Annotated in this window: 22 protein-coding genes and 3 pseudogenes; 13 read left to right on the top strand and 12 right to left on the bottom strand. The window is 65.4% G+C overall.

The features are described 5' to 3' along the window. The first annotated feature begins 175 nt into the window (after nt 1-175). Nucleotides 176-913, top strand: coding sequence for a response regulator transcription factor (locus AB0J29_RS30140; protein WP_364793562.1), 738 nt, complete (start codon nt 176-178; stop codon nt 911-913). After that, nucleotides 910-2,397 (top strand): HAMP domain-containing sensor histidine kinase, encoded by a 1,488-nt coding sequence (locus AB0J29_RS30135; RefSeq protein WP_364793559.1) that lies wholly within the window; start codon nt 910-912, stop codon nt 2,395-2,397. The genes AB0J29_RS30140 and AB0J29_RS30135 overlap by 4 nt, the downstream gene beginning before the upstream one ends. Before the next feature lie 73 nt (nt 2,398-2,470). Here the strand turns inward: AB0J29_RS30135 and AB0J29_RS30130 are convergent. The 4 genes and pseudogenes from AB0J29_RS30130 to AB0J29_RS30115 all read right to left on the bottom strand — a co-directional run. After that, nucleotides 2,471-2,884: pseudogene (locus AB0J29_RS30130) on the bottom strand (GDP-mannose 4,6-dehydratase); the annotation flags it as partial. 204 nt (nt 2,885-3,088) lie between these two features. Next, nucleotides 3,089-3,499 carry a hypothetical protein gene (locus tag AB0J29_RS30125; protein ID WP_364793557.1) on the bottom strand — a complete coding sequence of 137 codons (411 nt, stop codon included), beginning with the start codon at nt 3,497-3,499 and terminating at the stop codon, nt 3,089-3,091. Next, nucleotides 3,484-3,753 (bottom strand): hypothetical protein, encoded by a 270-nt coding sequence (locus tag AB0J29_RS30120; RefSeq protein WP_364793555.1) that lies wholly within the window; start codon nt 3,751-3,753, stop codon nt 3,484-3,486. Before AB0J29_RS30120 ends, AB0J29_RS30125 begins: the two co-directional genes overlap by 16 nt. Next, nucleotides 3,750-4,202, bottom strand: a complete 453-nt coding sequence (locus AB0J29_RS30115; protein ID WP_364793553.1) for a hypothetical protein — start codon at nt 4,200-4,202, stop codon at nt 3,750-3,752. The genes AB0J29_RS30120 and AB0J29_RS30115 overlap by 4 nt, the downstream gene beginning before the upstream one ends. A gap of 92 nt (nt 4,203-4,294) precedes the next feature. Here AB0J29_RS30115 and AB0J29_RS30110 point away from each other — a divergent pair, with 92 nt between their 5' ends. Together AB0J29_RS30110 and AB0J29_RS30105 are read left to right on the top strand one after the other, a co-directional pair. Beyond that, nucleotides 4,295-5,635, top strand: coding sequence for a hypothetical protein (locus AB0J29_RS30110; RefSeq protein WP_364793551.1), 1,341 nt, complete (start codon nt 4,295-4,297; stop codon nt 5,633-5,635). Then, a complete protein-coding gene (locus AB0J29_RS30105; RefSeq protein ID WP_364793549.1) occupies nt 5,632-6,216 on the top strand; it encodes a GNAT family N-acetyltransferase in 585 nt (194 codons plus the stop codon). The genes AB0J29_RS30110 and AB0J29_RS30105 overlap by 4 nt, the downstream gene beginning before the upstream one ends. 247 nt (nt 6,217-6,463) lie before the next feature. On the opposite strand, the gene AB0J29_RS30100 is transcribed toward AB0J29_RS30105, so the two are convergent. Beyond that, entirely contained in the window at nt 6,464-6,889 is a 426-nt protein-coding gene (locus AB0J29_RS30100) for an HIT family protein (RefSeq protein WP_364793546.1), read from the bottom strand. Between the two features lie 62 nt (nt 6,890-6,951). Beyond that, entirely contained in the window at nt 6,952-7,326 is a 375-nt protein-coding gene (locus AB0J29_RS30095) for a PH domain-containing protein (protein ID WP_364496897.1), read from the bottom strand. Nucleotides 7,327-7,577: 251 nt separating this feature from the next. Here AB0J29_RS30095 and purD point away from each other — a divergent pair, with 251 nt between their 5' ends. Then, on the top strand, nt 7,578-8,849 hold the full coding sequence (gene purD, locus AB0J29_RS30090; protein ID WP_364793544.1) for a phosphoribosylamine--glycine ligase: 1,272 nt from the start codon (nt 7,578-7,580) through the stop codon (nt 8,847-8,849). Nucleotides 8,850-8,917: 68 nt separating this feature from the next. Here the strand turns inward: purD and AB0J29_RS30085 are convergent, their stop codons facing one another. Further along, entirely contained in the window at nt 8,918-9,391 is a 474-nt protein-coding gene (locus AB0J29_RS30085; RefSeq protein ID WP_364793542.1) for a helix-turn-helix domain-containing protein, read from the bottom strand. 113 nt (nt 9,392-9,504) lie between these two features. Continuing rightward, the gene (locus AB0J29_RS30080; RefSeq protein WP_364793540.1) at nt 9,505-10,488 is read right to left on the bottom strand and encodes a M23 family metallopeptidase; all 984 of its coding nucleotides are present in this window, start codon (nt 10,486-10,488) and stop codon (nt 9,505-9,507) included. Nucleotides 10,489-10,616: 128 nt separating this feature from the next. Here AB0J29_RS30080 and AB0J29_RS30075 point away from each other — a divergent pair, with 128 nt between their 5' ends. From AB0J29_RS30075 to purB, 3 genes are all read left to right on the top strand, one after another. Next, on the top strand, nt 10,617-11,783 hold the full coding sequence (locus AB0J29_RS30075; RefSeq protein WP_364793538.1) for a pyridoxal phosphate-dependent aminotransferase: 1,167 nt from the start codon (nt 10,617-10,619) through the stop codon (nt 11,781-11,783). 141 nt (nt 11,784-11,924) lie between these two features. Continuing rightward, nucleotides 11,925-12,563, top strand: coding sequence for a TetR family transcriptional regulator (locus AB0J29_RS30070; RefSeq protein ID WP_364793536.1), 639 nt, complete (start codon nt 11,925-11,927; stop codon nt 12,561-12,563). Nucleotides 12,564-12,569: 6 nt separating this feature from the next. Next, on the top strand, nt 12,570-13,991 hold the full coding sequence (purB, locus tag AB0J29_RS30065; protein WP_364793534.1) for an adenylosuccinate lyase: 1,422 nt from the start codon (nt 12,570-12,572) through the stop codon (nt 13,989-13,991). A gap of 454 nt (nt 13,992-14,445) precedes the next feature. Here purB and AB0J29_RS30060 read toward each other — a convergent pair whose 3' ends face one another. Beyond that, nucleotides 14,446-15,843 carry a nucleobase:cation symporter-2 family protein gene (locus AB0J29_RS30060; RefSeq protein WP_364793532.1) on the bottom strand — a complete coding sequence of 466 codons (1,398 nt, stop codon included), beginning with the start codon at nt 15,841-15,843 and terminating at the stop codon, nt 14,446-14,448. A gap of 453 nt (nt 15,844-16,296) precedes the next feature. On the opposite strand from AB0J29_RS30060, the pseudogene AB0J29_RS30055 reads away from it, so the two are divergent. From AB0J29_RS30055 to AB0J29_RS30045, 3 genes and pseudogenes are all read left to right on the top strand, one after another. Beyond that, nucleotides 16,297-16,455, top strand: a pseudogene (locus AB0J29_RS30055) (adenylosuccinate lyase); the annotation flags it as partial. Nucleotides 16,456-16,490: 35 nt separating this feature from the next. After that, nucleotides 16,491-16,913 carry an HIT family protein gene (locus AB0J29_RS30050; RefSeq protein ID WP_364793530.1) on the top strand — a complete coding sequence of 141 codons (423 nt, stop codon included), beginning with the start codon at nt 16,491-16,493 and terminating at the stop codon, nt 16,911-16,913. A 130-nt stretch (nt 16,914-17,043) separates the two neighbouring features. Beyond that, a complete protein-coding gene (locus AB0J29_RS30045) occupies nt 17,044-19,227 on the top strand; it encodes a S9 family peptidase (RefSeq protein WP_364793528.1) in 2,184 nt (727 codons plus the stop codon). A gap of 30 nt (nt 19,228-19,257) precedes the next feature. Here AB0J29_RS30045 and AB0J29_RS30040 read toward each other — a convergent pair whose 3' ends face one another. Next, nucleotides 19,258-19,467 carry a hypothetical protein gene (locus tag AB0J29_RS30040; protein WP_364793526.1) on the bottom strand — a complete coding sequence of 70 codons (210 nt, stop codon included), beginning with the start codon at nt 19,465-19,467 and terminating at the stop codon, nt 19,258-19,260. A 151-nt stretch (nt 19,468-19,618) separates the two neighbouring features. Between AB0J29_RS30040 and AB0J29_RS30035 the strand changes: the two are divergent. Then, nucleotides 19,619-21,296: pseudogene (locus tag AB0J29_RS30035) on the top strand (Tn3 family transposase). Between the two features lie 118 nt (nt 21,297-21,414). Here AB0J29_RS30035 and AB0J29_RS30030 read toward each other — a convergent pair. Next, nucleotides 21,415-21,867, bottom strand: a complete 453-nt coding sequence (locus AB0J29_RS30030) for an Lrp/AsnC family transcriptional regulator (RefSeq protein ID WP_364793524.1) — start codon at nt 21,865-21,867, stop codon at nt 21,415-21,417. 74 nt (nt 21,868-21,941) lie between these two features. Here AB0J29_RS30030 and AB0J29_RS30025 point away from each other — a divergent pair, with 74 nt between their 5' ends. Further along, nucleotides 21,942-22,601, top strand: coding sequence for a LysE family translocator (locus AB0J29_RS30025; protein WP_364793522.1), 660 nt, complete (start codon nt 21,942-21,944; stop codon nt 22,599-22,601). Between the two features lie 594 nt (nt 22,602-23,195). Here AB0J29_RS30025 and AB0J29_RS30020 read toward each other — a convergent pair. Then, nucleotides 23,196-23,999, bottom strand: an 804-nt coding sequence (locus AB0J29_RS30020; RefSeq protein WP_364793520.1) for a WD40 repeat domain-containing protein, incomplete at its 5' end; no start/stop codon positions are given.

Genomic DNA, 23,999 nt, shown 5'->3' with positions numbered 1-23,999 from the left:
GTCCGAGTCGTCGAAGCGCATGCGCCGCAGGCGCGAGTCTCGACGACTCGGACGCGAGACTGAAGGGGGCCGCGAACACGCAGCGCCGAAGGCGCTGCAAATCAGACACAGCACTCACAGGAATCACCCAGGTAAGGTCCAGGCAGATCCCAGCCGATTGCCGGACTATGAAGCAATGAGTGGTGCGCCTTCGGAGTCCACGCCCGAGGCCCGGGTGCTGGTGGTGGACGACGAACCCATGATCGTGGAGCTCCTGTCGGTCAGCCTGCGCTATCAGGGGTTCGCGGTCGATACGGCCATCGACGGGGCGCAGGCGCTGGACAAGGCGCGCAGCTTCCGGCCGCAGGCGTTGATCGTCGACGTGATGATGCCGGGCATGGACGGCTTCGGGTTGCTGCGCCGACTGCGCGCCGATGGCATCGACGCACCGGTGCTGTTCCTGACCGCGCGCGACGACGTCCAGGACAAGGTCGCCGGACTCACTCTCGGCGCCGACGACTACATCACCAAACCGTTCAGCCTCGAGGAAGTGGTGGCCCGGCTCCGGGTTGTCCTGCGCCGCTTCGGGCACACTGCCCCGCGGCGTGAGAGTTCGCGAATTCGGTTCGAGGACATCGAACTCGACGACGATACGCACGAGGTGTGGAAGGCGGGCGAGCCGGTTGCGTTGTCGCCCACCGAATTCACCCTGCTGCGGTATTTCATGGTCAATGCCGGCACGGTGTTGAGTAAGCCACGCATCCTGGATCATGTGTGGCGCTACGACTTCGGGGGTGAGGTCGGTGTGGTCGAAACGTATGTCTCGTATCTGCGTAAGAAGGTCGACACGGGCGATCAGCGTCTGATTCACACGCTGCGTGGCGTGGGCTACGTGATGCGCGCGCCGAATCGCACGCGCCGGTCCGAGACATGATCACGTCCCGGATCGCGCAGGCCCGTCGCACACTGGCACGCGCTTCTTCAGCGATTCCGCTGCGGGTGACGCTGGTGGTCGCGCTCGTGCTGCTATCCGCGCTCGGACTGTTCGCATCCGGCATGGTCGTTACCTCGGCGCTGGAGAATTCGCTGCTGCACCGCACCGATCAGCAGCTTCGTGATGTGGTGACGGTGTGGTCGCGGCCGCGGCCGCCGGCTCCTGCGCATCCGTCCAGCACCTTCTTCGTCCGCATCGAGCCGACCCCGGGCGGCAACAGCTCCGTTTATCTCGAGACCAGGCCGTTCGATGAGGAGGCCGAGCCGGACCTGCCGCGACTGCCCGATGTGCGGCCGACCATGGATCCGCCGGGCACCAAGGTCCTCACCAGACCGGTAACCGTCGGCTCCAAGAACGGTTCGACGGTCAAATGGCGGACCATGACGGCGGTGTCACCCGATGCGACGACAACCGTCGCGATACCCCTCACCCAGAACATCGATACCGTCAATCGGCTGATCATGTTGCAGCTCATGGTCGGTGTCGCTGTACTCGCCGCACTCGCGGTGCTCGCCTACTTCGTGATCAGACGCAGTCTGCGGCCGTTGCGCGCGGTCGAGAAGACGGCTGCCGCGATTGCCGCCGGTGATCTGCACCGCCGAGTTCCGGTGCGCGGCACCAATACCGAGGTCGACCGGCTGTCCCAATCGCTCAACGGAATGCTGGCCCAGATCCAACGGGCCTTCGCCGCGACGGAAGCTTCCGAATCGGCGGCCCGGCGCTCCGAGGCGAAGATGCGGCGCTTCATCGCCGACGCGAGTCATGAACTGCGCACCCCGCTCACCACCATCAGTGGCTTCGCCGAACTGTATCGGCAAGGCGCGACCTCGGATCCGGCCATGTTCATGGACCGGATCGAACACGAGGCCCAGCGCATGGGGCTTTTGGTCGAGGACCTCTTGATGCTGGCCCGATTGGATGCCCAACGTCCGCTGGAACTGGGTCCGGTCGATCTGCTCGCGGTCGCGAGCGACGCCGTGCACAATGCCCGTGCAGTCACCGCGGCCACTGGCGATGACGGGCGGCGCCGCGCTGTCGAACTGGAAATTCGTCCGGGTACAGGAACATTGGAAGTTATCGGTGATGAGGCGCGGCTGCGCCAGGTGCTGGCCAATCTGCTGAACAACGCAGTCGTGCACACACCTACCGACGCCGAGGTCAAGGTCCGGCTGACCCCGACCGACGACGAGGTCCTGCTGGAAGTCGCCGATACCGGTCCGGGCCTACCGCCCGAGGAGGCCGAGCGCATCTTCGAACGCTTCTACCGCACCGACACCTCCCGCACCCGCGCCAGCGGCGGCACCGGCCTCGGCCTCTCCATCGTCCAAGCCCTGGTCGACGCGCACAACGGCACCGTGAGCGTCGAAAGCGCCGAGGGTGCAGGCACAACCTTCACCGTCCGCTTGCCACGCGAACCCCGCTGAGTGTGCGCGATGCGGTGGCCCACCCCCGTCTGAGCTGGTAGAGCACTCGCCGTATAAGCCGCGGGTCGTCAAGTTACTGCCACTGCTGATGGAATCGCCACGCGTCGCGCACGATATCGACAATGTCCGGCTTCTCCGGTGTCCAGCCGAGTTCGTTCTTGGCGAGTTCGGACGAGGCGTAGAGGACGGCTGGGTCGCCTGGTCGCCGCGGTGCGTTCTCGACCTCGAATGGCACGCCGGTGACTTGTCGAATCGCTTCGACTACTTGAAGATTCGAGAACCCGATGCCGTTGCCGAGGTTGTAGATCTTGTGCTCGCCGAAGTGGATGGCGTCCAAGGCGAGCAGGTGGGCACGGGCGAGGTCGGTGATGTGGATGTAGTCGCGTACGCAGGTGCCGTCAGGGGTTGGGTAGTCGTCGCCGAATAACGAGAACTTGTCGCGGTGGCCGAGCGCCGCGTCTAGCGCTAGCGGAATCAGGTGCGTTTCAGGGGCGTGGCGTTCGCCGATCAAGCAGCTGACGCGGTGTCGACGGCGACGAGTGTGGAGCCGATACCGAACGCGGTGAGCAGGACCACCCTGATCAGGTTTCTCATCATTATCTCCATTACCTACTACTCCCGTACCCCACGGGAGAGATAAGAGCCGTCCCCGGCCACGCACGGCCGGGGACGGTGTTGTGACGTGCACGCGTCACAACAGCCAGCCCGGTCGGTTGTCCACCCACACGACCGGCCGGGGGATGGTGCCGTCGCCGATGCACGCCCACAGGGTGGAGGTGGGCATGCCGTGGTAGCGGGCGCGGATGGTGGCGGTGTCGGCGAAGTAGCGTGTTTGTGGTCGCCCGAACGGCTTTCGGTCCGGGTCCCATGCTTGGATGCACGCCAGCGACCAGCCGCCGTGGTCGCCGATGTCGATATCGGGTGTGGGTACCCACACGGAGGTGCCGTGCCGCCAGGCGGACAGCTTTGTTACTGGTACTCCGGTCATGAGCGCGAATTGGGTGAGGCCGAAGTAGCGGCGGATTCCGGCGTCGCGTGAGTCCGGCTGGTACGCGGCGGCGGTGGGCATCCGGCTGGCGGGCAGTCTCAACGTTCGCCCCACTCGCGGACTGCGTTAGCGACGCGCTCAATGAGTTCGACGGGCAGGTCCAGCGGACGTGGCGGTCCGACGAACGCAGTCCGTTCCGGCAGCTGGGTGTCGACCGCGGAGGTGGCGTCGATGTCGATGAACACCGCCCAGAGCGCGGGAGTGGTGGTCTCGAGTTCAGGCAGCTCGACGGCGTCGAGCTCGTCGACGAACCCATCGTCGTCGACCAACCCGAACTGCCCGTCGCTGAACTGGATCAGGTGGCTCATCGGACTGTCTCCGGAGTGGGCCGAATCAGTCCGGCGTCCACGCGAGTCCAATACGCTTTGTATTTGGAGTCGCACAGTTCACGGCTGCATTCGAGGTGCTGTTGCAGGACGAGCGCGGCCTCGTCGGCGGTGAATCCTTGCGGCGGGGCGGGGTGGATTCGTTCGGTGGTGACCCGGTCGAGGATTTCGGCGGCGGGCACAGCGCCTTCGGGGACAGTGTCTTTGCCGAGGATGTAGGGCAGGCCGTATAAGACGAGCCACAGGAAGAAGATCACTGCGGCGATGACGACCATGGTGGTGAAGAGTTCTGCGGTCATTACGCGATACCCCCGGGTGCGTTGTGTCGTTGGAATGCGCCCGACGCCGGGGATTTTCGCCACCTTCGGCGGCTCCATCGAGCCGGTGGTGTGCCCTTGGGCGTCACCCGGCGCCGGGGCTGAATCGAGCATGGTTGACCAGCTGACTGGTTCCCAGGCATGAGACCGCACGAACCCGATACGCTTCCGCTATACCGGATTGAAGGTGCGGGACGGGGGCGGCGATGATCGTTACCGATTGGACGGGTGTCGAGGTCAAGGCTCTCTGGCGTGTTGCCCTGCGGCTGACCCAGGAGGAGTTCGCCGAGCGACTTGGCTATCAGCCTGTGACGGTGCGGAAGTGGCAGCGTGCGACAGCGGAACGGCCGGTACGGGGCAAGTCAGCTCATGACCTCGATACCGCGCTCGCAGGACTGAATCAGGAGCAGGCCGAACGGTTCTGGTCGGCGGTCGCCGCGTCGCGGGGATTGCATGCTGGGCAGCCTGGGGTACACGGAGCCAGTGGGCCAGATGGTGCGCTGGGTATCTACGCGTCGGAAGTCGATGGAAACGTGAGACGGCGAGAGTTCAGCAGGTTGGCGGCGATGGCCGGAGCCGCGACGGTCCTGCATTCTTGGGACATCGGCGCAAACCGGCTCGGCCTGTCCGATGCTCGGCGGCTGCTCGCTCGGGTTGACGAGTTGGAGCACGAGGACCAGCGCGTCGGTGGCGCGCAGCTGGTTGGCTACGCCATTGAAGGTTTAGCGCGCGCCAAGAGCCAGCTCGAAACCTGTGACTTCGACTCGGCTGCGGGGGATGCGTTCGCATCTGCGACCGGAGAACTCGCGGTCCTGGCGGGCTGGTTGGCATTCGACGCTGACATGCATCCGCTCGCGCGGCGCTGCTACTCCGATGCGATGGCTTTGGCCAGCCAGGCCGACGACCCGGACCTGACCGCGCATACCTGTTTGTACAGCGCGAACCAATCCATAGCGTTGAGCAGCAGCGGGCAGGCGAGCCCGCACCACGCGTTGAAACTGGTCGACCGAGCGCGCCAGCTCATGCGCGGACGGCCGCCGGGGCGTATCCACGCCCTGATCGCGATCCGGCAAGCCCAAGCCGTCGCGTTGCTCGAAGACCGTCCCGCGTTCGGGCGCGCGATCGCGACCGCGTGGCGCGAGGTGGACCAGGCGGTCGAGCACGAACCGATCCACGAATGCCCGGCGTGGCTGCGGTTCGTCAACCACGCCGAAGTCCGTGGGCATGAGGCACGCGGATATGGACGCGTCGGTCAGCACGCGAAGGCAGTAGAACTGTTGGAAACTGCTGCCAGCGAACAGGCTTCGGTGCGCAACACCATCAATGCGCGGGCATGGCTGGCCTCAGCGCGGGCAGCGGCCGGTGACCTCAACGGGGCACTCACTGAAGCGTTCCCTGTCCTGGACCACCTGGCGACCGCTGTTTCCTCACCGCGCACACTGAAAGTCCTAGAACCGGTCCGGCACGCGACCCTCGAGCTGCCCGCGGGAGCTGAGTTCGGTCACCAATTCGACACCCTGACCGAGCAGATAGCGATCACCGCATGAGCCTTCCCGACGGGATCGAGTTCCGGCACCTCGACGCGGCGCAGGCTCGCGCTCTGCGGCCGGTTGTTGAGGGCATCTATCGCCGCTCCTACGTCGATGCGATCGCTTCTGGTGATCCGTTCGACTCACCCGAGGCGTTCATGCACCGGTTCGACAGTTACTCCGATCCGGCCCGTGGCAGCGTATTCGCCATGGTGATCGCCGAAGCGGACGGGCACACGGTCGGCCAAACCTGGGGTTGGACGCTGAGCCCGAATGCCGCATGGTGGAAGAACTTCCAGCCGGACAAGACGGTTACCGACCACAGGGCATTCACCGAAGAGGATGGTGTTCGGACGTTCGCGCTGTCGGAGATCATGGTGTGCTCCGAGTACACCGGCCGCGGCCTCGCGCGGGCCCTGCATGACGAACTGCTGGGCAGCCGTCCGGAGCGGCGGGCGACGCTGCTGGTTGAACCGGATAACGAGCGCGCGTATCGCGCCTATCGAAGCTGGGGATGGAGCCGTGTTGGAGTCAGCAAGCCGGGCTGGCCTGACGCGCCGACGTTCGACGTGCTGATTCACGATCTGCCCCCAGGCTGACTCTCGTCCCCTAGCCCAATTGGATACGAGCGAACTCGCGGTGCGTTCCGATCGTGAAACATGTTCGGACACAAAGCAATAGAGTGCAGCACAGGCCCGATGTCGGGCCGCGCCACAGCGGGACCGTTTACGTGGACCTGCATTCACACATCGCCGCGTGATGCGAAAACAGCAGTGGGTACGGGCGGCGGCCCCGATCCTGAAGTGTTCTGGGTCGTTGCCAGCCGCCTCGCAGCTTCGACTCTGATCAGTCGGGGACGTTGGCTCCGTAGCCCAGGTCACGCAGTGCGGTCTTGATCTTGGTTTGGGCTTCGTCGAGAGATTCGGGGGTGGGGTTCGGGTTGGCGCCGGAGATGTCGAAGTTGCCCATGGCGAAGGCCGGGAAGACGTGGACGTGCAGGTGGGGGACTTCCAGACCGGCGATGAGCAGGCCGGCGCGGGGTGCGTCCCAGGCGTGGCGGACCGCCTGGCCGATCTTCTGCGCGACGCCGTTGAGCCGCGCGAAGGTGTCGGCGTCGACGTCCTGCCACTGATCGATCTCCTTGCGGGGGACCACCAGCGTATGCCCTTGCGTCACCGGGGCGATGGTGAGGAATGCGACGAATTCGTCGTCCTCCCAGACGAATCGGCCCGGTAGCTGGCCCTCGATGATCGCGCTGAAAACAGAAGCCATGCACCGCAGGCTACGCCGAGACTTCCCGATCGGTCGTTCGGGTGTTGACGGCGCCCGATAAATCAGGCGACATAGTGCGACAGGATGCTTTGCACCTCGTAGATGTCTACCTGGCGGTTGAATCGCTTCTGCACCGGTTCATGGGTGCCGGAGATCCAGATGCAGAGTTCGGCGTCCAGGTCGAAGGTGCCCGCGGTCTCCACTGAGAAATGAGTGATGGCGCGGTACGGGATGCTGTGATAGCTCACCTTGCGGCCGGTGACCCCCTGCTTGTCGACCAGGATGAGACGCCGGTTGGTGAACAGAATCGCATCGCGGACGAGCAGATACGCGGCGTAGACCTGCTCACCGCCGCCCATCAGCTTTGCGTATTCCGCTTGCGCCTTTCCGGGATCTATCCGCCCGGCATTGCCCATCAGTCCATCGATCAGACTCATCGTCAGCACGTCCTTTGCGGTAGAGGTCGGCCGTCGTGCCCCGTCCCATCAATCATCCACTCGACGACCACTGGGGGCCGGTAACGTGACGACTGATTTCGTGAGTTCATGGGTAACTCGTCGGGGTATGCCCAAGAATGAGCCAGGACTCCACCGCAGGTCCGCGGACGAAGTTACGGTGCACCCAACGACCGGCAAAAGTTCCGGGGAGGCGGGGGAGCCGATATCGGCGACACCCTAAGCTGTTGCGCGTGCGCGTACTCGTCATCGGTTCCGGAGCCCGTGAACATGCCCTCGTCCTGGCCCTGCGCCGGGACCCCGCGGTGTCCGCGCTGTTCGCGGCGCCGGGCAATGCCGGGATCGCCCAGCACGCGCAGGTCAGAGCGGTGGATCCGTCCTCCGCGGAGGCGGTGGTTGCCCTCGCGACCGAGCTGGACGCCGACCTGGTGGTGATCGGGCCCGAGGTGCCGCTGGTGCTCGGCGTCGCCGACGCGGTCCGGGCCGCGGGGATCGCGTGTTTCGGTCCGTCGGCCGCGGCCGCGCGCATCGAGGGGTCGAAGGCCTTCGCCAAGGACGTCATGACCGCGGCCGGGGTGCGCACCGCGCACAGCGAGATTGTCGACAACCCGGCTGAACTCGATGCGGCGCTGGATCGGTTCGGCCCGACCTGGGTGGTCAAGGACGACGGCCTGGCCGCGGGCAAGGGTGTGGTGGTGACCGCCGACCGGCATGCCGCCCGCGATCACGGTGCCGAACTGCTCGAGCAGGGCCATCCGGTGCTGTTGGAATCCTTCCTGGACGGACCGGAGGTTTCGCTGTTCTGCCTGGTGGACGGCGAGACCGTAGTGCCGCTGCTGCCCGCGCAGGATCACAAGCGGGTCGGCGACGGCGATACCGGGCCCAATACCGGCGGTATGGGCGCGTACACGCCGCTGCCGTGGTTGCCGCAGGAGTCGGTCACCGCGATCGTCGAGGATGTCGTGAAGCCCGTCGCGGCGGAGTTGGTGCGGCGTGGCTGCGGCTTCTCCGGACTGCTCTACGCCGGTCTGGCGATCGGTGCGGACGGACCGGCCGTCGTCGAATTCAATTGTCGCTTCGGCGATCCGGAGACCCAGGCGGTGCTCGCGCTGTTGGAGAGTCCGCTCGGCGAATTGCTGAACGCCACCGCGACCGGCACGCTCGCCGGGGTCGCCGCCCCGCGTTGGCGGGACGGTTCGGCCGTCACGGTCGTGATCGCCGCCGAGAACTATCCGGGTCGTCCGCGCGTCGGTGACGTGATCACCGGAGCGGGCGATGGCAGTACCGACGACTCGTCCGCCGTGCTGCATGCGGGAACCGCGTTGCGCGAGGACGGAACCCTGGTTTCCGCGGGTGGTCGCGTGCTGAGCGTCGTCGGCATCGGCGCGGATCTGGCCGAGGCCCGCGCACACGCCTACAACCGCATTGCCTCGATCAAGCTGCCGGGCAGCCACTTTCGCACCGATATCGGCCTCGCGGCCGTCGAGGACCGCATCAGCGTCTGATTTGCCGCGCCTGCGGCGCGACGTGTGGACGGGGTAGGACTTACGGTCGAACAGACACCGCAGCGTTATCAGTCGACTACGCCGAGTTCGTCTTCGAGCGCGCGCAGTCGATCGAACGCCTCGCGCTGCGCGGCGCGCTGGATCTCCTTGTGCGCGAAGACATCCCTGCTGAAGAGCCGGGTGTGTGAGCCGACCTTGTGTGCGGGCAACGTGCCGTCGTTGACTAGCTTCATCAAGGTGGGTCGTGAGATGTCCAGCATCTTCGCGGCGACGGTGGTTGTCACCTCGTTCGGAACGCTGCGAACTGTGACGGTGCTACCACGGCTTACAAGGCCGAGAATCTGAGAGATCAGCGCGGTCAGCTGAGCTGGCACCTCCACGGAGACCCCGCCTTGGAGGTCGACAGTGATGCTCTGCTCAGTCTCGGTGGGGGCGGCAGCCCGCGCCTGCTCCAAGTGGGCGGTGAACGCCCGAGCCTGCTCGACTTCGCTCGCGGTGATCGACAGAACTGCCTTCTCGTCGCGAATGAGTGATGTACTCATGGGACCGAACTCCTCTTCGCTCTCGCAGGTACTACCCACCGTAGAGGGTTGCACTTATAAGTGCAACCCTCTACTTTGTCGGATGCGATCGGGATCAGTCGACGCTTTCGGGCTCAGCCGAAGCCGAGCCCGTGCATCGCCAACCACTGCTGCGGGTCGACGTGCTGTCCGTTGACGATGACCTCGAAGTGCAGATGCGGTCCGGTGGAGTCGCCGCGGTTGCCCATGCGGGCGATCTGCATACCCGCCGGCACGCGCTCGCCGACGGAGACGAAGAAGTCGTACATGTGACCGTAGACGGTGATGCTGCCGTCGTCGTGCCGGATGCGCACCCAGAGACCGAAGCCCTGCGCGGGGCCCGCATCGATGACGGTGCCATTGGCGACGGCATAGATCGGGGTGCCGATGGGACCGGCGATATCGATGCCGTTGTGGAAAGTGCCCCAGCGCGAACCGAATCCGGAGGTGAAGGCGCCGCGCGTCGGCAGAACCATGCCGGTGATGCCGGGTAGCACCGACCCGGCGATGACCGGTGCACTGCCCGCCATCCACGGCTGATACGCACCGGAGACGGCCGCGGCCGCCTCGGCCTTGGCGCGTTCCAGCGTCGCGCGGGTCGCGGCCGCGACCACCTCCTGCTCCCGGATGCGCTCACCGTTGGCGATGGCATTCAGATAACGCTTCACCGACGGCGGTGTCGACTGCACCTGCTGCGGATATGCGAAGGCGACGCGTTGCGCCTCGTCGGGGCCGGGCGTGCGGTTGGTGACGCCCCAGGTGAACGCGGAATCCGCGGCCGCGAAGACGGCGGTGACGCAGACACCGACGATCAGGACCCGGTGCTTGCGCAATAACGCGCGGTGGTCGGGTTTGGGCCGGTCCTCCCACAGTGCGCGCAGGTCGGGTGTGGGTTGCCGACGCAGCCAGACCAGGCCGTCCCGGCACTCGCCGAGCACCTCGCGCGCCCGTCCCGGCAGCGCACGCAGCTCGGATTCGCGTCGTTCCCGCACCGCGGCGCGCCAATCGGGGGGGATGACACCGATGCCACCCACCCCGGGTACTCGGTCCAGCCGCGCACGGCGAGCCTTGTCAAGCATTGACGCCGACAATAACCCGGGCCGGAGGCCGCGAACCTGCCGAAACGCGCGGTCGGTCGCATTTCGGTATCCGACAAAGTCGAGGATCGGCGCCAACCCGGTGAACGGGACCGTCTACCGTACGACGGGTGTCCAGAGAATCTCGCCGGTCGACCATTCCACCTTTCTACGTGATGGATGTCTGGAAAGCCGCCGCGGAACGGGCCAGGACGCACGGCGATGTGCTGGTGCTGGCGGCCGGGCAGCCGTCGACGCCGGCGCCGGCCCCGGTGCTGCGCGCGACCAAGGCGGCAATCGATGCCGAATTGCTCGGTTACACAGAGACATTCGGCATTCTGTCGCTGCGCGAGGCGATTGCCGAACACCATCGCGATACCTACGGATACGCCGTAGAACCCGACGATGTCGTGGTGACGACCGGGTCCTCCGGCGCGTTCACCCTCATCTTCCTGGCCGCATTCGACGCCGGGGATACCGTCGTGGTGGCCAGGCCCGGATATCCGGCCTATCGCAACTCCCTGGTCGCGCTGGGGTGTCGCGTCATCGAACTCGATTGCGGTGCGGAAACTCGATTCCAGCCGACGGTCGCCATGCTGGAGGCGCTGGCGGAACCGCCGGCGGGTCTGATCGTGGCCAGTCCGGCCAACCCGACCGGCACCATGATCGATCCGGATGAGCTTGCCGCACTGGCCCGCTGGTGCGAGGCGCACGGCACCCTGCTGATCTCCGACGAGATCTACCACGGCATCACCTACCCGGGCGTCAGCGTCGGACGGACATCATCGGCCTGGGAGACCTCGCGCGAATCCGTGGTCATCGGCTCGGTCTCGAAGTACTTCTCGATGACCGGCTGGCGGCTCGGTTGGATGCTGGCGCCGAGCGGATTGCGACCGGCACTGCAGCGGCTCGCATCCAATATGACCGTGTGTCCGCCCGCGATCTCGCAGTACGCGGCGCTGCACGCGTTCGGCGCCGAGGCCAAGGCGGAACTCGACGGTCACGTCCGCCGCTACGCGGTGAATCGGCAACTGCTGCTGGAGGGGCTGCCGAAGCTCGGCATCACCGACCTGGCTCCGGCCGACGGCGCCTTCTACGCCTACGCCGATATCGGCCATCTCACCGACGATTCCAGGCGGTGGTGCGCCGAGGTGCTCGACCGCACCGGCGTCGCCCTGGCGCCCGGTCTCGACTTCGATACGGCGGCGGGGCACCGGACGGTACGGTTCTCCTTCGCCGGAGCCACCGCGGACATCGAGGCGGCACTTGTACGGTTGGGTCACTATCTGCGTGGTTGATGATGCTGTCCGACAACGAGTTTGCACGGTTCGGCACCATGAACGAGCAAATGCGGTAAAACAACGATGGCTGGGTTTCATTCTCTAGGTTTCCTCTCTGATTCACACGGATGAACTGATGACGACTGGCACGATGGCACGGTGATAACCGCGACGACCCCGAAAGGCGAACGGCGTCGCCAGGCTTTGGTAGCGGCCGCCGCCGAGTTGTTACTCGAAGGCGGATTCGATGCGGTGCGGCATCGCTCGGTCGCGACGCGCGCCGACCTTCCGCTGGCGTCGACGACGTACTACTTCGAGTCGCTCGATGATCTGATCGCGCGCGCAGTCGAATTCAGCGGCAATACCGAACTGGATGCGATGCGGCGGCGGGTCGGCGAGGTGAGCCACCGCAGACGTGGCGCGGAGGCGACCGTCGATTTGGTGTTGGACCTGCTGGTGGGGACCGACAGACACGACGAGGGCGCCCGCGGCCAGCTCATCGCGCGCTATGAGCGTTCGGTGGCCTCGGCGCGGCATCCGCAACTGCGGGAGGTCCAGCTACGACTGAGGGCGCAGCTGGACGAGTTGCTCGCCGATGTACTGCGCCGCTCCGATCGGGCGGCCCGGTCGGAACAGTTGCGCAGGATGGTCGCGGTGGTCGACGGGGCCGTGGTGGCTGCGTTGAGCGAAATGGATCCGGAGCCAAGGCGAATGGCGCGCGGAGCACTGCTCGAGGTCATCGATATCGTCGCGCCCGCGACGCCGCAGCAGGTCGACAGGTTCCGGACACTAGAGTGAACAGACGTGAGCCTTGTCCCTAACGTCCTTGCCACCCGATATGCCAGCCCCGAGTTGGTGCATCTCTGGTCGCCCGAGAACAAGATCGTGCTCGAGCGGCGGCTGTGGCTGGAGGTGCTGCGGGCGCAGTCCGAACTCGGCATCGACCTGCCCGCGGGCGTCATCGCCGATTACGAGCGGGTCATCGATCAGGTGGATCTCGCCTCGATCGCCGAGCGTGAGCGGGTCACCCGCCACGACGTGAAGGCACGCATCGAGGAATTCAACGCGCTGGCCGGGCATGAGCACGTGCACAAGGGCATGACCAGCCGCGATCTCACCGAGAATGTGGAGCAGCTGCAGATCCGGCTTTCGTTGGAGCATGTGCACGCGCACGGTGTCGCGGTGGCGGCGCGGCTGGCCGAGCGGGCCGCCGAGTACCACACGCTGGTGATGGCGGGACGTTCGCACAATGTCGCCGCCCAGGCCACCACACTGGGCAAGCGGTTCGCCTCCGCCGCCGACGAGCTGTTGATCGCGCTGACCCGTCTGCGTGAACTCATCGACCGCTACCCGCTGCGCGGTATCAAGGGGCCGATGGGCACTGCGCAGGACATGCTCGATCTGCTCGGTGGCGATTCGGCCAAGTTGGCGACGCTGGAGCAGCAGGTCGCGCGGCATCTCGGCTTCGCGAATGTGCTGACCAGTGTCGGTCAGGTGTATCCGCGCTCGCTCGATCACGATGTGCTGTCCGCGCTCGTTCAGGTCGGTGCGGGTCCGTCGTCGTTCGCGCACACCATTCGGCTGATGGCGGGCCACGAGCTGGTCACCGAGGGCTTCCAGCCCGGCCAGGTCGGCAGCTCCGCCATGCCGCACAAGATGAACACCCGGTCCTGCGAGCGCGTCAACGGCCTGCAGGTGGTGTTGCGCGGTTATGCCTCGATGGCCGCCGAACTGGCTGGCGCGCAATGGAATGAGGGCGACGTCTTCTGTTCGGTGGTGCGCCGCGTCGCGCTGCCCGATGCCTTCTTCGCCATCGACGGCATGATCGAAACCTTCCTCACCGTGCTCACCGAATTCGGCGCCTATCCGGCCGTCATCTCGCGTGAACTCGATCGCTACCTCCCCTTCCTCGCCACTACCCGGATGCTCATGGCCGCCGTGCGGGCCGGTGTCGGTCGCGAAACCGCCCATGAGGTAATCAAGGAACATGCGGTAGCCGTCGCCCTTGCCATGCGGGAACTGGGCCGCGAACCCGATCTGCTGGACCGCCTGGCGGCCGACTCGCGCTTTCCTTTGGACCGCGCCGAATTGGAAGCCGCTCTGGCCGACAAGTCCGCCTTCATCGGCGCTGCCGAGGCCCAGGTCTCGGATGTGGTGGCCGCTGTCCAGAAGTTGGTGGATCAGTACCCCGACGCGGCCCGTTACACCGCGTCGCCGATCCTCTAGCCGCGACGTCGGTAACCGGCGATAGTGTTCGGCCCGTGAATCCGTACACGATCTTCGGAGACATTGTGGCTGGGCGGGCGGAGGCCAGCGGCCTGCAACCGGCCTGGTTCGGATAGCGGTGCATGGATAACGGCGGGACGCGAAGACCTCCGGCAGTGAATGCGTTCCTGGACAGCAGGCACTTCACTCGGAGGTCTTCGCTTCGTCAGCTCGCCACGTCGTCACCAACGTCCATGGTCAGTACAACCAGATCCCATCGGAGGCGCTGCACCACATGTCGGTTGGCTTCCGCCCTCACACTCGCTGTGCGCCAGAGTGAATCGCGAATCTCCGAGTACGAGGTGTACGGGCTCGCTTGCCTGGGCCCATTTTTCGGCCTGATCGCCTGTTTGATCAGGGAACGATCAACGCTGAGTGAACAGTGCCCATTACATCAACGTATGGGATCGAGTGCCTATGGCTTGACGTCGTTGTCGAGCCGGTCGCGCTCGTCGGCGGCTGCGGCGAATACGGAGGCACCTGGTCGTTTGCCGAACTTCCATTCGTTGAAGGCCAGGTTGAGGAGGACGGCGGCGACTGCGGCGGCGCTGATTCCGGAGTTCAGGACCACTGCCATTTTTTCGGGGAGAGCGTCCCAGAACTTCGGTGCCGCAACGGGTATGAGGCCGAAACCGATGCCGACCGCGACGATGATCATGTTGAGGTTGTCCTCGCAGTCCACCCGGGACAGGGTGCGAATCCCGCTCGCCGCAACCGATCCGAAAAGCACGAGTCCGGCGCCGCCGAGTACCGGGTACGGAATTCCGGCGACGATCGCGCCGACCACCGGGAGCAGGCCGAGCAGCACGAGAATCAGGCCGCCGGTTGCCACGACGAACCGGCTTTTGATTCCGGTCAGTGCGACCAGGCCGACGTTTTGTGCGAACGCGCTACAGGTGAAGGATCCGAAGACCGGCGCAACCGACGTCGACAGCATTTCGGCTCGCAGCCCGTCCGCCACGCGCCTGGAATCGACGTCGGTCCCGATGATTTCACCGATTGTGAGCATGTCGGCCGTGGTTTCGATCAGGGTCACCAGGATCACGATTGTCATCGCGACGATGGCACCGACTTCGAAGGTCGGGGACCCGAAGTGCAGCAGCTGTGGCGGTGCGATCAGGCGGGCATCGCCCACATTGGAGAAATCGGCCTTGCCTGCGGACGCCGCGATGACGGTACCGAGCACCAGCCCGATAAGAATCGACAGTCGCGACACCGCGCCCTGGAACAGGCGACTGATCACCAGGATGATCAGCAGCGTCAGGCCGGCGAGTCCGATGTTGGTCAGGGAACCGTAGTCGGGTGCGGCGGAGTTGTTGCCCATTGCCCAGTTGAAGGCGACCGGCATCAGTGAAAGGCCGATCACGGTGATGACCGTGCCCGTAACCACCGCGGGGAACAATCGCAGCAGTTGCGCGAAGAACGATGACAGCACCAGGCCGATGATTCCGGCGACGATGATCGAGCCGAATACCGAACGTAATCCGCCGGTGTTGGCAATCGCCACCATGGTCGATACGCCTGAGAAAGAAATCCCCTGCACGATGGGCAATCGGCTACCGAACGGTCCGATTCCGAGGGTCTGCAGCAGCGTGGCGAGGCCCGATACGAACAGAGCCGCCGTCACCAGTAATCCGATGTCGGCGGTGGATAGACCGGCCGCGCCGCCGACGACGAGCGGTGGCGCGATCACACCCCCGTACATCGTCAGTATGTGCTGGGCGCCGTAGGCGGCCAACTGTCCCGGTGAGTGTCTTGCATCCTCAGGTCGTCCACTGTCTGCCCGGCCGCGACGCCAAGTCAACATCCCCATACCTAATCCTCTCCGATCACGGAAATGATGTTCCGCTACGTGGAAATGTGACAGGCGTCACTAGAATGTGGCTACGGTGAATGTGTCCAGTATTCGGTCCCTCGTAGCTACACCGCATTGTTGGATCGGCTAGTTGCCTCTGTCTCTACGGTTGCCCCACGCTTATTGCGAGTCGCGGTGATGCAAACCTATGGCGGCCCCATTCACCCCGCTGTTTCGCACGCCCGATGGAGTGCCCTCTTGGCGTTCGGGTTATGCGGGAGCGCCGGACGATGATCCGCGGTATCCCACTGGTCAGTGGGCCGGACTCGACCGACGCTGTGACCACCAGGATATGACCTGCACCAGGATAGGACCTGCGCGCCGGTGCGCATGACGTACAGATCGCCGAGTCCGGATCGAAGACCAACTCGGGTGGCACCGGCCGCCATCTCCCGTGAACTCGACCGCTATCTCCCCTTGGACCGCGCCGATGGGGAAGCCGCCCTGGCCGACAAGTCCGCCGTCATCGGCGCTGCCGGTGCCCAGGTCTCGGATGTGGTGGCCGCTGTCCAGAAGTTGGTGGACCAGTACCCCGACGCGGCCCGCTACACCGCGTCGCCGATCCTCTAGCCGCGACGTCGGTAACCGGCGATAGTGTTCGGCGCGTGAATCCGTACACGATCTTTGGGGACATTGTGGCTGGGCGGGCGGAGGCCAGTCGGGTCTATGAGGACGATGATGTGGTGGCGTTCCTGGATATTCGGCCCATGACGCCCGGGCATGTGCTCGTGGTGCCGAAGGTGGCGGCGCGGAGTCTGGCCGAGTTGGATCCGGCGGTCGGCGGGAAGTTGTTCGAGGTGGCGCAGAAGTTGGCGGGCGCGCTGCGGGCCAGCGAGGTGGGGTGTGATGGAGTCAACTTCTTCTTGGCCGACGGGGTGACCGCAGGTCAGGAGGTGTTCCATGTGCATTTGCATGTCATTCCGCGGACGCCGGGTGACGGATTCGGACTACGTGGCCGGCCGACCAGTCCGCACCGCGCTGACCTCGACTATCTGGCGAGTTCGATCCGCGGTGCGCTCGCTCGCTGAGCCGTCGCCGGTGACTGCCGGTGCCGGCGTGAAAGCCGGGCCATGACCGATCTGCACCGGGCGGGCGCGGTCCTCGACGAGATCATCCGAGCGGCGGGCGGTGGCCGGCCCGAACAGTAGGGTGGACCCCATGGCTCTCGACAGTGGAACCGGAACGCTCGCCGGTCCGGGTGATGAATCGGCCGTGGTGACGGCCCCGATCGCCAAGACGGTGCGCACCGAGCGAGTGCACCACGGCGATGTCTTCATCGATGATTACGAATGGCTCCGCGATAAGGAGAACCCGGAGGTCATCGCCTACCTCGAGGCCGAGAACGCCTACACCGAGGCGCAGACCGCGCATCTCGGCGGACTGCGGAGCAAGATCTTCGACGAGATCAAGGCACGCACCCAGGAGACCGACCTGTCGGTGCCGATCCGGATGGGCGAGTACTGGTACTACTCGCGCAGCTTCGAGGGCAAGCAGTACGGCGTGCATTGCCGCTGTCCCATCGATGCCACGGCCGAGGGGATCGATGCCTGGGCCCCGCCGCAACTCGAGGTCGATACCGAGATTCCCGGGGAGCAGGTGCTGCTGGACAGCAATGAGGTCGCCGCGAGCCACGACTTCTTCTCCCTCGGCGCGTTCTCGATCAGCCATGACGGCAACCTGCTCGCGTACTCGATCGACACCGTGGGTGACGAGCGCTATCTGCTGCAGTTCAAGGATCTGCGCACCGGCGAGATGCTCGGCGACGAGATCGCGGGCACCGCACCCGGCGCGACCTGGTCGCTGGACGGCACCCACGTCTTCTATCAGACCGTCGACGAAGCCTGGCGGCCCGACACCGTGTGGCGGCACCGGCTCGGCACGGCCAAGGATGACGACGTCAAGGTCTTCTACGAGCCCGATGAGCGCTACTGGGTGAGCATCGGCGCGACGCGCTCGGAGAAGTACCTGATGATCTCGGTCAACTCCAAGATCACCACCGAGGGCTGGGTGCTCGAATCCGATAATCCCGAAGGGGAATTCCGGGTCATCCTGCCGCGCCGCGAGGGCGTCGAATACGCGGCGGAACATGCGGTGGTCGGCGGCGAGGACCGTTTTCTGATCCTGCACAACGATGTCGTGGACGGGGTGAAGGCGGAGAACTTCGTGCTCGCCGAGGCCCCGGTATCGGATCCGTCGAATATGACGCCGCTGATCGGACATCGCGACGATGTGCGGCTCGAGGATATCGACCCGTTCGCCGGTCATCTGGTGCTGAGCTACCGGCGCGAAGCGCTGCCCCGCATTGCCATTTGGCCGCTGACCGAATCCGGCTACGGCGAGCGGCGCGAACTCGAATTCGATCTGGAACTCTTCTCGGTCGGTTCCGGGTCGAATCCGGAGTGGGAACAGCCGACGCTGCGGATCGGGCTGACCTCGTTCATCACGCCGACGCAGGTCTTCGACTATGTCCCCGCCACCGGTGCGTTGCTGCTGCGCAAGGAGCAGCCGGTACTCGGCGGCTTCGACGCGAACGACTATGAGCAGCACCGGGATTGGGCGCTCGCGGCGGACGGCACTCGGATTCCGATCTCGCTGGTGCGCAAGAAGGGACTGCCCGCGGGTCCGAAACCGCTGCTGCTCTACGGATACGGCTCTTACGAGACCCCCATGGATCCGTCCTTCTCGGTGTCGCGGATTTCGCTGCTCGACCGCGGCATGGTGTTCGCGGTGGCGCATGTGCGCGGCGGTGGCGAAATGGGACGGTTCTGGTACGAGAACGGCAAGACGCTCACCAAGAAGAACACCTTCACCGATTTCGTCTCCTGCGCACGGCATCTCATCGATATCGGTGCCACCTCGGCGGATCGGCTGGTCGCCGACGGCGGTAGTGCGGGCGGGCTGCTGATGGGCGCGGTGGCGAATATGGCACCCGAGCTGTTCACGGGAATTATGGCCAGCGTGCCGTTCGTCGACCCGCTCACCTCGATCCTGGACCCGTCGCTGCCGCTCACCGTCATCGAATGGGACGAGTGGGGAAATCCGTTGGCGGACAAGGAGGTCTACGACTACATGAAGTCCTACGCCCCCTACGAGAACATCGAAGCCAAGGACTATCCGGCCATTCTGGCCATCACCGGCATCAACGACACCCGCGTGCTCTACGTGGAACCCGCCAAGTGGGTCGCCAAGCTGCGCGCCACCAAGACCGGTGACACACCGCTGCTGCTCAAGACCGAAATGAGCGCGGGCCACGGCGGCGTCAGCGGCCGCTACGAGGTGTGGAAGGAAGTCGCCTTCGAATACGCCTGGTTGCTCGACACACTCGGTCTGGCCGACGCGTAGGTCGGTGCGCGGCCGGTGCATCCCGGCCGCTCACCCGGCGGGCACCAAGAGTTTGCCGAGCAGCGCCGTGAGCTGGCGGCGCTTGCCGGCGGTCAGTGCCGCGAAGGTCTTGTCGAGGTAGGCCGGAATCGCAGCCTCCGCCTGGTGCAGGCGGTCGTGGCCCGCATCGGTGACGGTCACGACGTAGGAGCGCCGGTCGCGCGGATTGCGTTCGCGCTGTACGTAACCCGACTTCTCCAAGTCGGGGTTCCAGTAGTAATCGCGCGAAAAACAACACATATGGCTGGACCAGCAGCGATGCCGTTGTGATCGGCTCGCGCTGCGGGCGGGTGCGGTAGGTGCTTGGCTTGGCTGCTGATGAGGTTGGTCGGCGTGGTGGAGGTCGGGTTTCGTGGCGACGCAGGTGTTCGCAGCCGAGGAATTGGCGCGTCTGCGAGAGTTTCCGGAGATCAGCCGCGAGGAGCTCTTCCGGTTATTCACGCTGACCCCTGCTGATACCGCGTTCGTCGCGCCGGGACGTGGGCGTGGCCCGGAGGACCAGCTCGGCCTTGCCGTGGCGTTGTGCACGCTGCCGTGGCTGGGGTTCGTGCCGGACAAGGTCGCGGCCGCGCCGCTGGTGGCGGTCGTCCGATTGGCGGATCAGCTGAAAGTTGATGCGTCGCAGATCCGTTCGTACGGTCGCCGGGCACAGACCCGCACCAAGCATCTTCGGTTGGTGGCCCAGTATCTGAGCTGGCGGGCGGCGGGTGCGATGGAGTTGAAGGAGCTGGACGAGTTCCTCTTGGCGCGGGCAATGGAGCATGATTCGCCGACGCTGCTGTTCCGGTTGGGGTGTGAGTATCTGATCTCGGCGCGGGTGGTCCGCCCCAGCCCCGACACCCTGGTCCGCCGCGTCGTGCACGCGCGTGAGCAGGCACAACGCGAGACCTATGATCGGCTCGCGCACGAGCTGACTCCGCAACGCTGCGCGGAATTGGACGCGCTGCTGGTGACCGATTCCTCGATTCGGATGTCACGGTTGCGGTGGTTGTCCACCGGTCCGGTGGAGGCATCGGCGGCCGCGGTGCGCAACGAGGTCGACAAGCTGGGGTTCGTGCGGGGCCTGGGCGCGGACACCCTCGATCTGTCGGTTGCTTCCGGCGGAGCGTCGCCGGTTCCTGGCGACGCTGGGCCGCCGCCTGACTCCGCAGGCCCTCGAACGGCGCGACCCGCAGCGGCGGTACCCGATTCTGTTGACGGTGCTGGCGCAGTCGGGCACCGATGTGCTCGATGAGGTGGTGGCGCTGTTCGATCAGGCGCTGTCGGGGAAGTTCAGTGCCGCCGAGAACCGGATGCGTGCGCAACTGGCCGAACGCGCCAACTTCGCGCTGTTCGACCTGCTCGGGATGCAGCTGTCCCCGCGCATCCGGGACCTGGGCAAGATCACCCTGTACCGGCCGATGCCGCGCGCCGACGCAGAGGCGCGGTTCCCGATCGCGGGGCCACTGCTGACCCGCAAGCTGAATCTGGACCTGATCGCCGAGCACTACGACGACCTGCTCCGGTTGGCTGGGTCGCTGAAGTTCGGGCACGCCACCGCATCCTTGCTGGTCGGCAAGCTGTCGGCGTCTGGGCGACAGAACGCTCTCGCCGCGGCGCTCAAGGAGTACGGCGCGATGCGGCGCACCATCTACGCCTGCCGGTACCTCACTGATCCGGACTACCGGCGCAAGATCTCCCGCCAGCTCAACAAGGGCGAATCCATCCACGCCCTCAAACGCGGCCTCATCTACGCCCACGAAGGCGCGTTCCGTGCCCGGCACCTGGAAGCCCAAACCAAGCAGGCATGGTGCCTTACCCTGGTCACCAATGCCGTCATCGCCTGGACCACAGAGTATTACGGTCTCGCAGTGGACCAGATGCGCCGTCAGGGCCGCTGCATCGACGCTGATGTGCTGGCCCACATCAGCCCGGCGCAGAGCGCCAACATCAACTTCTTCGGCGCGATCGAGGTCGATATCGAGGCCGAACTCGCGGCGCTCGGTCCCACCGGCTACCGGCCGCTGCGGGTCCGCGACACCCTGTTCTGAACCCGCAGCCGAGGTTGCCGAGTCGGTCGCCGATCAGCTCTAGCAAACACCCGCGACCTGAGTTGACCGACCGCCCCGAAACGCCTGATAACCCGTGGGCCCGATGGCTGCGGCGTCGTCAGGCGGGCAGGGGTCGTTCGGCGACGATGTTCTTCATGACCAGCGTGGAGTTCAGACGCTGGACGCCCGGCAGGGTTGCCAGCACATCGTCTTCCAGACGCTGGTACGCGCTCAGGTCGGCGGTCACGATCCTCAAGAGGTAGTCGGGGTCACCGAACAGCCGCTGCGCCTGCAACACATTGGGGATCTGCGCCACGGCCGCCTCGAACGCCAGCAGCGTCTCACGGTCTTCCTGCCGCATTGTCACGAACAGTAGCGCCTCGAAGCCGAGGCCCACCGCCGCCGGGTCGACTACGGCACAGTAGCCGCGGATGACACCCGACTGCTCCAACTCCCGCACCCGCCGGTGGCAAGGCGACACGCTCAACCCCACCCGACCAGCCAGATCGGTGAGAGTGAGCCGCCCATCCGCCTGAAGCTCGGCAAGGATCTTCCGGTCAACACGGTCCATGTAACAGATTCTTCCACAAACTAGTCTTATGGCGGGAAAATACGGAAACACTTGCGGGCTGTTGCCGAATATCCTTGCTTGGTCAGCTGTCTTCGTGGAAAGAGTTGCCAATGGCTGTCGGTTCTGTGCTCGCTTTCTGGGGCGTCGCGACCTTGCTGATCGTCGTTCCCGGTGCCGACTGGGCCTTCATGATCGGCGCGGTGGTGCGCGACCGCCCGATGGCTGCGGCTGTCGGCGGGATCACCATCGGCTACACCGCGATGACCGCAGTGGTCGCCGCCGGAATCGGCGCGCTCCTGGCCGGCACACCGGCCTTCCTGCGAACCCTCACGCTCATCGGCAGCGCCTACCTGCTGTGGCTGGGAGTCAAGACGCTCCGCAAGCCCCCCGGAAGCCTCGCCCCAACAGTTGACGACACCTCGCCACCCACGGGCCGGGCGACGCTGCTGAGCGGGATCGGTGTCAGCGGCCTCAATCCCAAGGCGCTGCTGCTGTTCCTCGCGCTGCTGCCGCAATTCGCCGACCCACACTGGAGCTGGCCTCTCGCCGTCCAGCTCGCGCTCCTTGGCCTGATCTTCACCGCGACCTGCGCCATCTTCTACACCGGCATGAGCGTGTTTGCTCGCACGCTCGTCCGCGCGCGCCCGAGAGCGGCTCGGGCCGTCGGCTACATCTCCGGTGCTGGCATGGTCCTGATCGGGCTCAGCCTGCTCATCGAACAATTCCTGCACTGAGCGCGTTTCCCGGAAACCAGGTTCCCATCCCTCGGCGCCGCCGAACAACGCAGACCGCGTGAGCGTTTCCCAGAGGGCGAGCAGAACGAGCACGGTGTTTCATAGGTGATCGCCTATGAAACACCACGGTCACCGTGCCTCGACCAGCCTTAATTCTGTTTCATAGGGTGTTGCAAAAGAACCGGTGGTTGAAACGTACTCATGAAACACTGGGGCGTGTGAGCGAGGACTACCAGCTGTCAGGTTTCGAAGTCGCCTTCAGTGATTTTCGAAGTCCTGTTCAGCGGGGCGGGGTTGGTAAGGGCCGCGAGTTTGTCGATGTGTTTCTGCATCGAGGGGATCCACTGCACGAGTGTCGGCAGGTCAGCGGGAGCGACGCGGACTTCCTCGCCGTGGCGGATTCGTTTGGATCGGTCGGATGCCAGCGGCGGCAGGTCGGTGTGCGAGACGGCACAGGACTGTCAGTGGGTTGACCTGGTGATGCGACAGTTGTGTCAGGGTCCAGCGACAGGACGTGTCAGCAGGCTTCTTCGCAGGAGTGATGGCGCCGAGAACTGGTTCAGCTGTCGAACCCCGGAAATGCATGTCCTTCGTTCATGGGCAGAGCTCGGTTCGTAGATCTGCGGGGACATCTGGCGGCCATGGCGCGGATTCGAAGTCCTGTCCGCCCCAGCGGCACAGGGAACCGGCGACGTCATCTGCGGAGCCGATGTCCCACAGCTGTACTGTGCCGTCGCTGCTGCCGGTGGCCAGGGAGTGACTGTCGGGACTGAACGCCACCGAGATGACGCCGTCGGTGAGGCCGAGGGGGTCACCGATCTGCTGCCGAGTGACCGGATCCCACAGCCGCACAGTGCCGTCGTCGCTGCCGGTGGCCAGGGAGTGACCGTCGGGACTGAACGCCACCAAGGAAACGCTGCTGGCGTGGCCGGTGAGGGGTTCACCGATCGGGTGCCGAGTGACCGGATCCCACAGCCGCACGGTGTTGTCCCAACTGCCGGTGGCCAGGGTGTGACCGTCGGGACTGAACGCCACCGAGATGACGCCGTCGGTGTGGCCGGTGAGGGGTTCACCGATCTGCTTCTGAGCGACCGGATCCCACAGCCGCACGGTGCCGTCGCCGCTGCCGGTGGCCAGGGTGTGACCGTCGGGACTGAACGCCACCGAGATAACGCCGGTGTGGCCGGTGAGGGGTTCACCGATCTGCTTCTGAGTGACCGGATCCCACAGCCGCACGGTGCCGTCGTCGCTGCCGGTGGCCAGGGTGTAACCGTCGGGACTGAACGCCAACGAGATAACGCGGTCGGTGTGGCCGAGGGGGTCACCGATCTGCTTCTGAGTGACCAAGTCCCACAGCCGCACGGTGTCGCCGTAGCTGCCGGTGGCCAGGGTGTGACC

Origin of the sequence: Nocardia sp. NPDC049707 (assembly GCF_040674855.1) — a bacterium.
In the GTDB taxonomy this organism is placed as follows: Bacteria; Actinomycetota; Actinomycetes; order Mycobacteriales; family Mycobacteriaceae; genus Nocardia.
Note: the sequence above shows the minus strand (reverse complement) of the source record. Positions and strands in the feature narration are given on the sequence as shown.

What these genes read in the sequence shown, in the direction of transcription:
- AB0J29_RS30120 (WP_364793555.1), bottom strand. Translation starts at nt 3,753, where the DNA reads ATGAGCCACCTGATCCAGTTCAGCGACGGGCAGTTCGGGTTGGTCGAC.
- AB0J29_RS30110 (WP_364793551.1), top strand. Translation starts at nt 4,295, where the DNA reads ATGATCGTTACCGATTGGACGGGTGTCGAGGTCAAGGCTCTCTGGCGT.
- AB0J29_RS30085 (WP_364793542.1), bottom strand. Translation starts at nt 9,391, where the DNA reads ATGAGTACATCACTCATTCGCGACGAGAAGGCAGTTCTGTCGATCACC.
- AB0J29_RS30100 (WP_364793546.1), bottom strand. Translation starts at nt 6,889, where the DNA reads ATGGCTTCTGTTTTCAGCGCGATCATCGAGGGCCAGCTACCGGGCCGA.
- AB0J29_RS30060 (WP_364793532.1), bottom strand. Translation starts at nt 15,843, where the DNA reads ATGGGGATGTTGACTTGGCGTCGCGGCCGGGCAGACAGTGGACGACCT.
- AB0J29_RS30140 (WP_364793562.1), top strand. Translation starts at nt 176, where the DNA reads ATGAGTGGTGCGCCTTCGGAGTCCACGCCCGAGGCCCGGGTGCTGGTG.
- AB0J29_RS30045 (WP_364793528.1), top strand. Translation starts at nt 17,044, where the DNA reads ATGGCTCTCGACAGTGGAACCGGAACGCTCGCCGGTCCGGGTGATGAA.
- AB0J29_RS30030 (WP_364793524.1), bottom strand. Translation starts at nt 21,867, where the DNA reads ATGGACCGTGTTGACCGGAAGATCCTTGCCGAGCTTCAGGCGGATGGG.
- AB0J29_RS30095 (WP_364496897.1), bottom strand. Translation starts at nt 7,326, where the DNA reads ATGAGTCTGATCGATGGACTGATGGGCAATGCCGGGCGGATAGATCCC.
- AB0J29_RS30080 (WP_364793540.1), bottom strand. Translation starts at nt 10,488, where the DNA reads ATGCTTGACAAGGCTCGCCGTGCGCGGCTGGACCGAGTACCCGGGGTG.
- AB0J29_RS30105 (WP_364793549.1), top strand. Translation starts at nt 5,632, where the DNA reads ATGAGCCTTCCCGACGGGATCGAGTTCCGGCACCTCGACGCGGCGCAG.
- AB0J29_RS30135 (WP_364793559.1), top strand. Translation starts at nt 910, where the DNA reads ATGATCACGTCCCGGATCGCGCAGGCCCGTCGCACACTGGCACGCGCT.
- AB0J29_RS30115 (WP_364793553.1), bottom strand. Translation starts at nt 4,202, where the DNA reads ATGCTCGATTCAGCCCCGGCGCCGGGTGACGCCCAAGGGCACACCACC.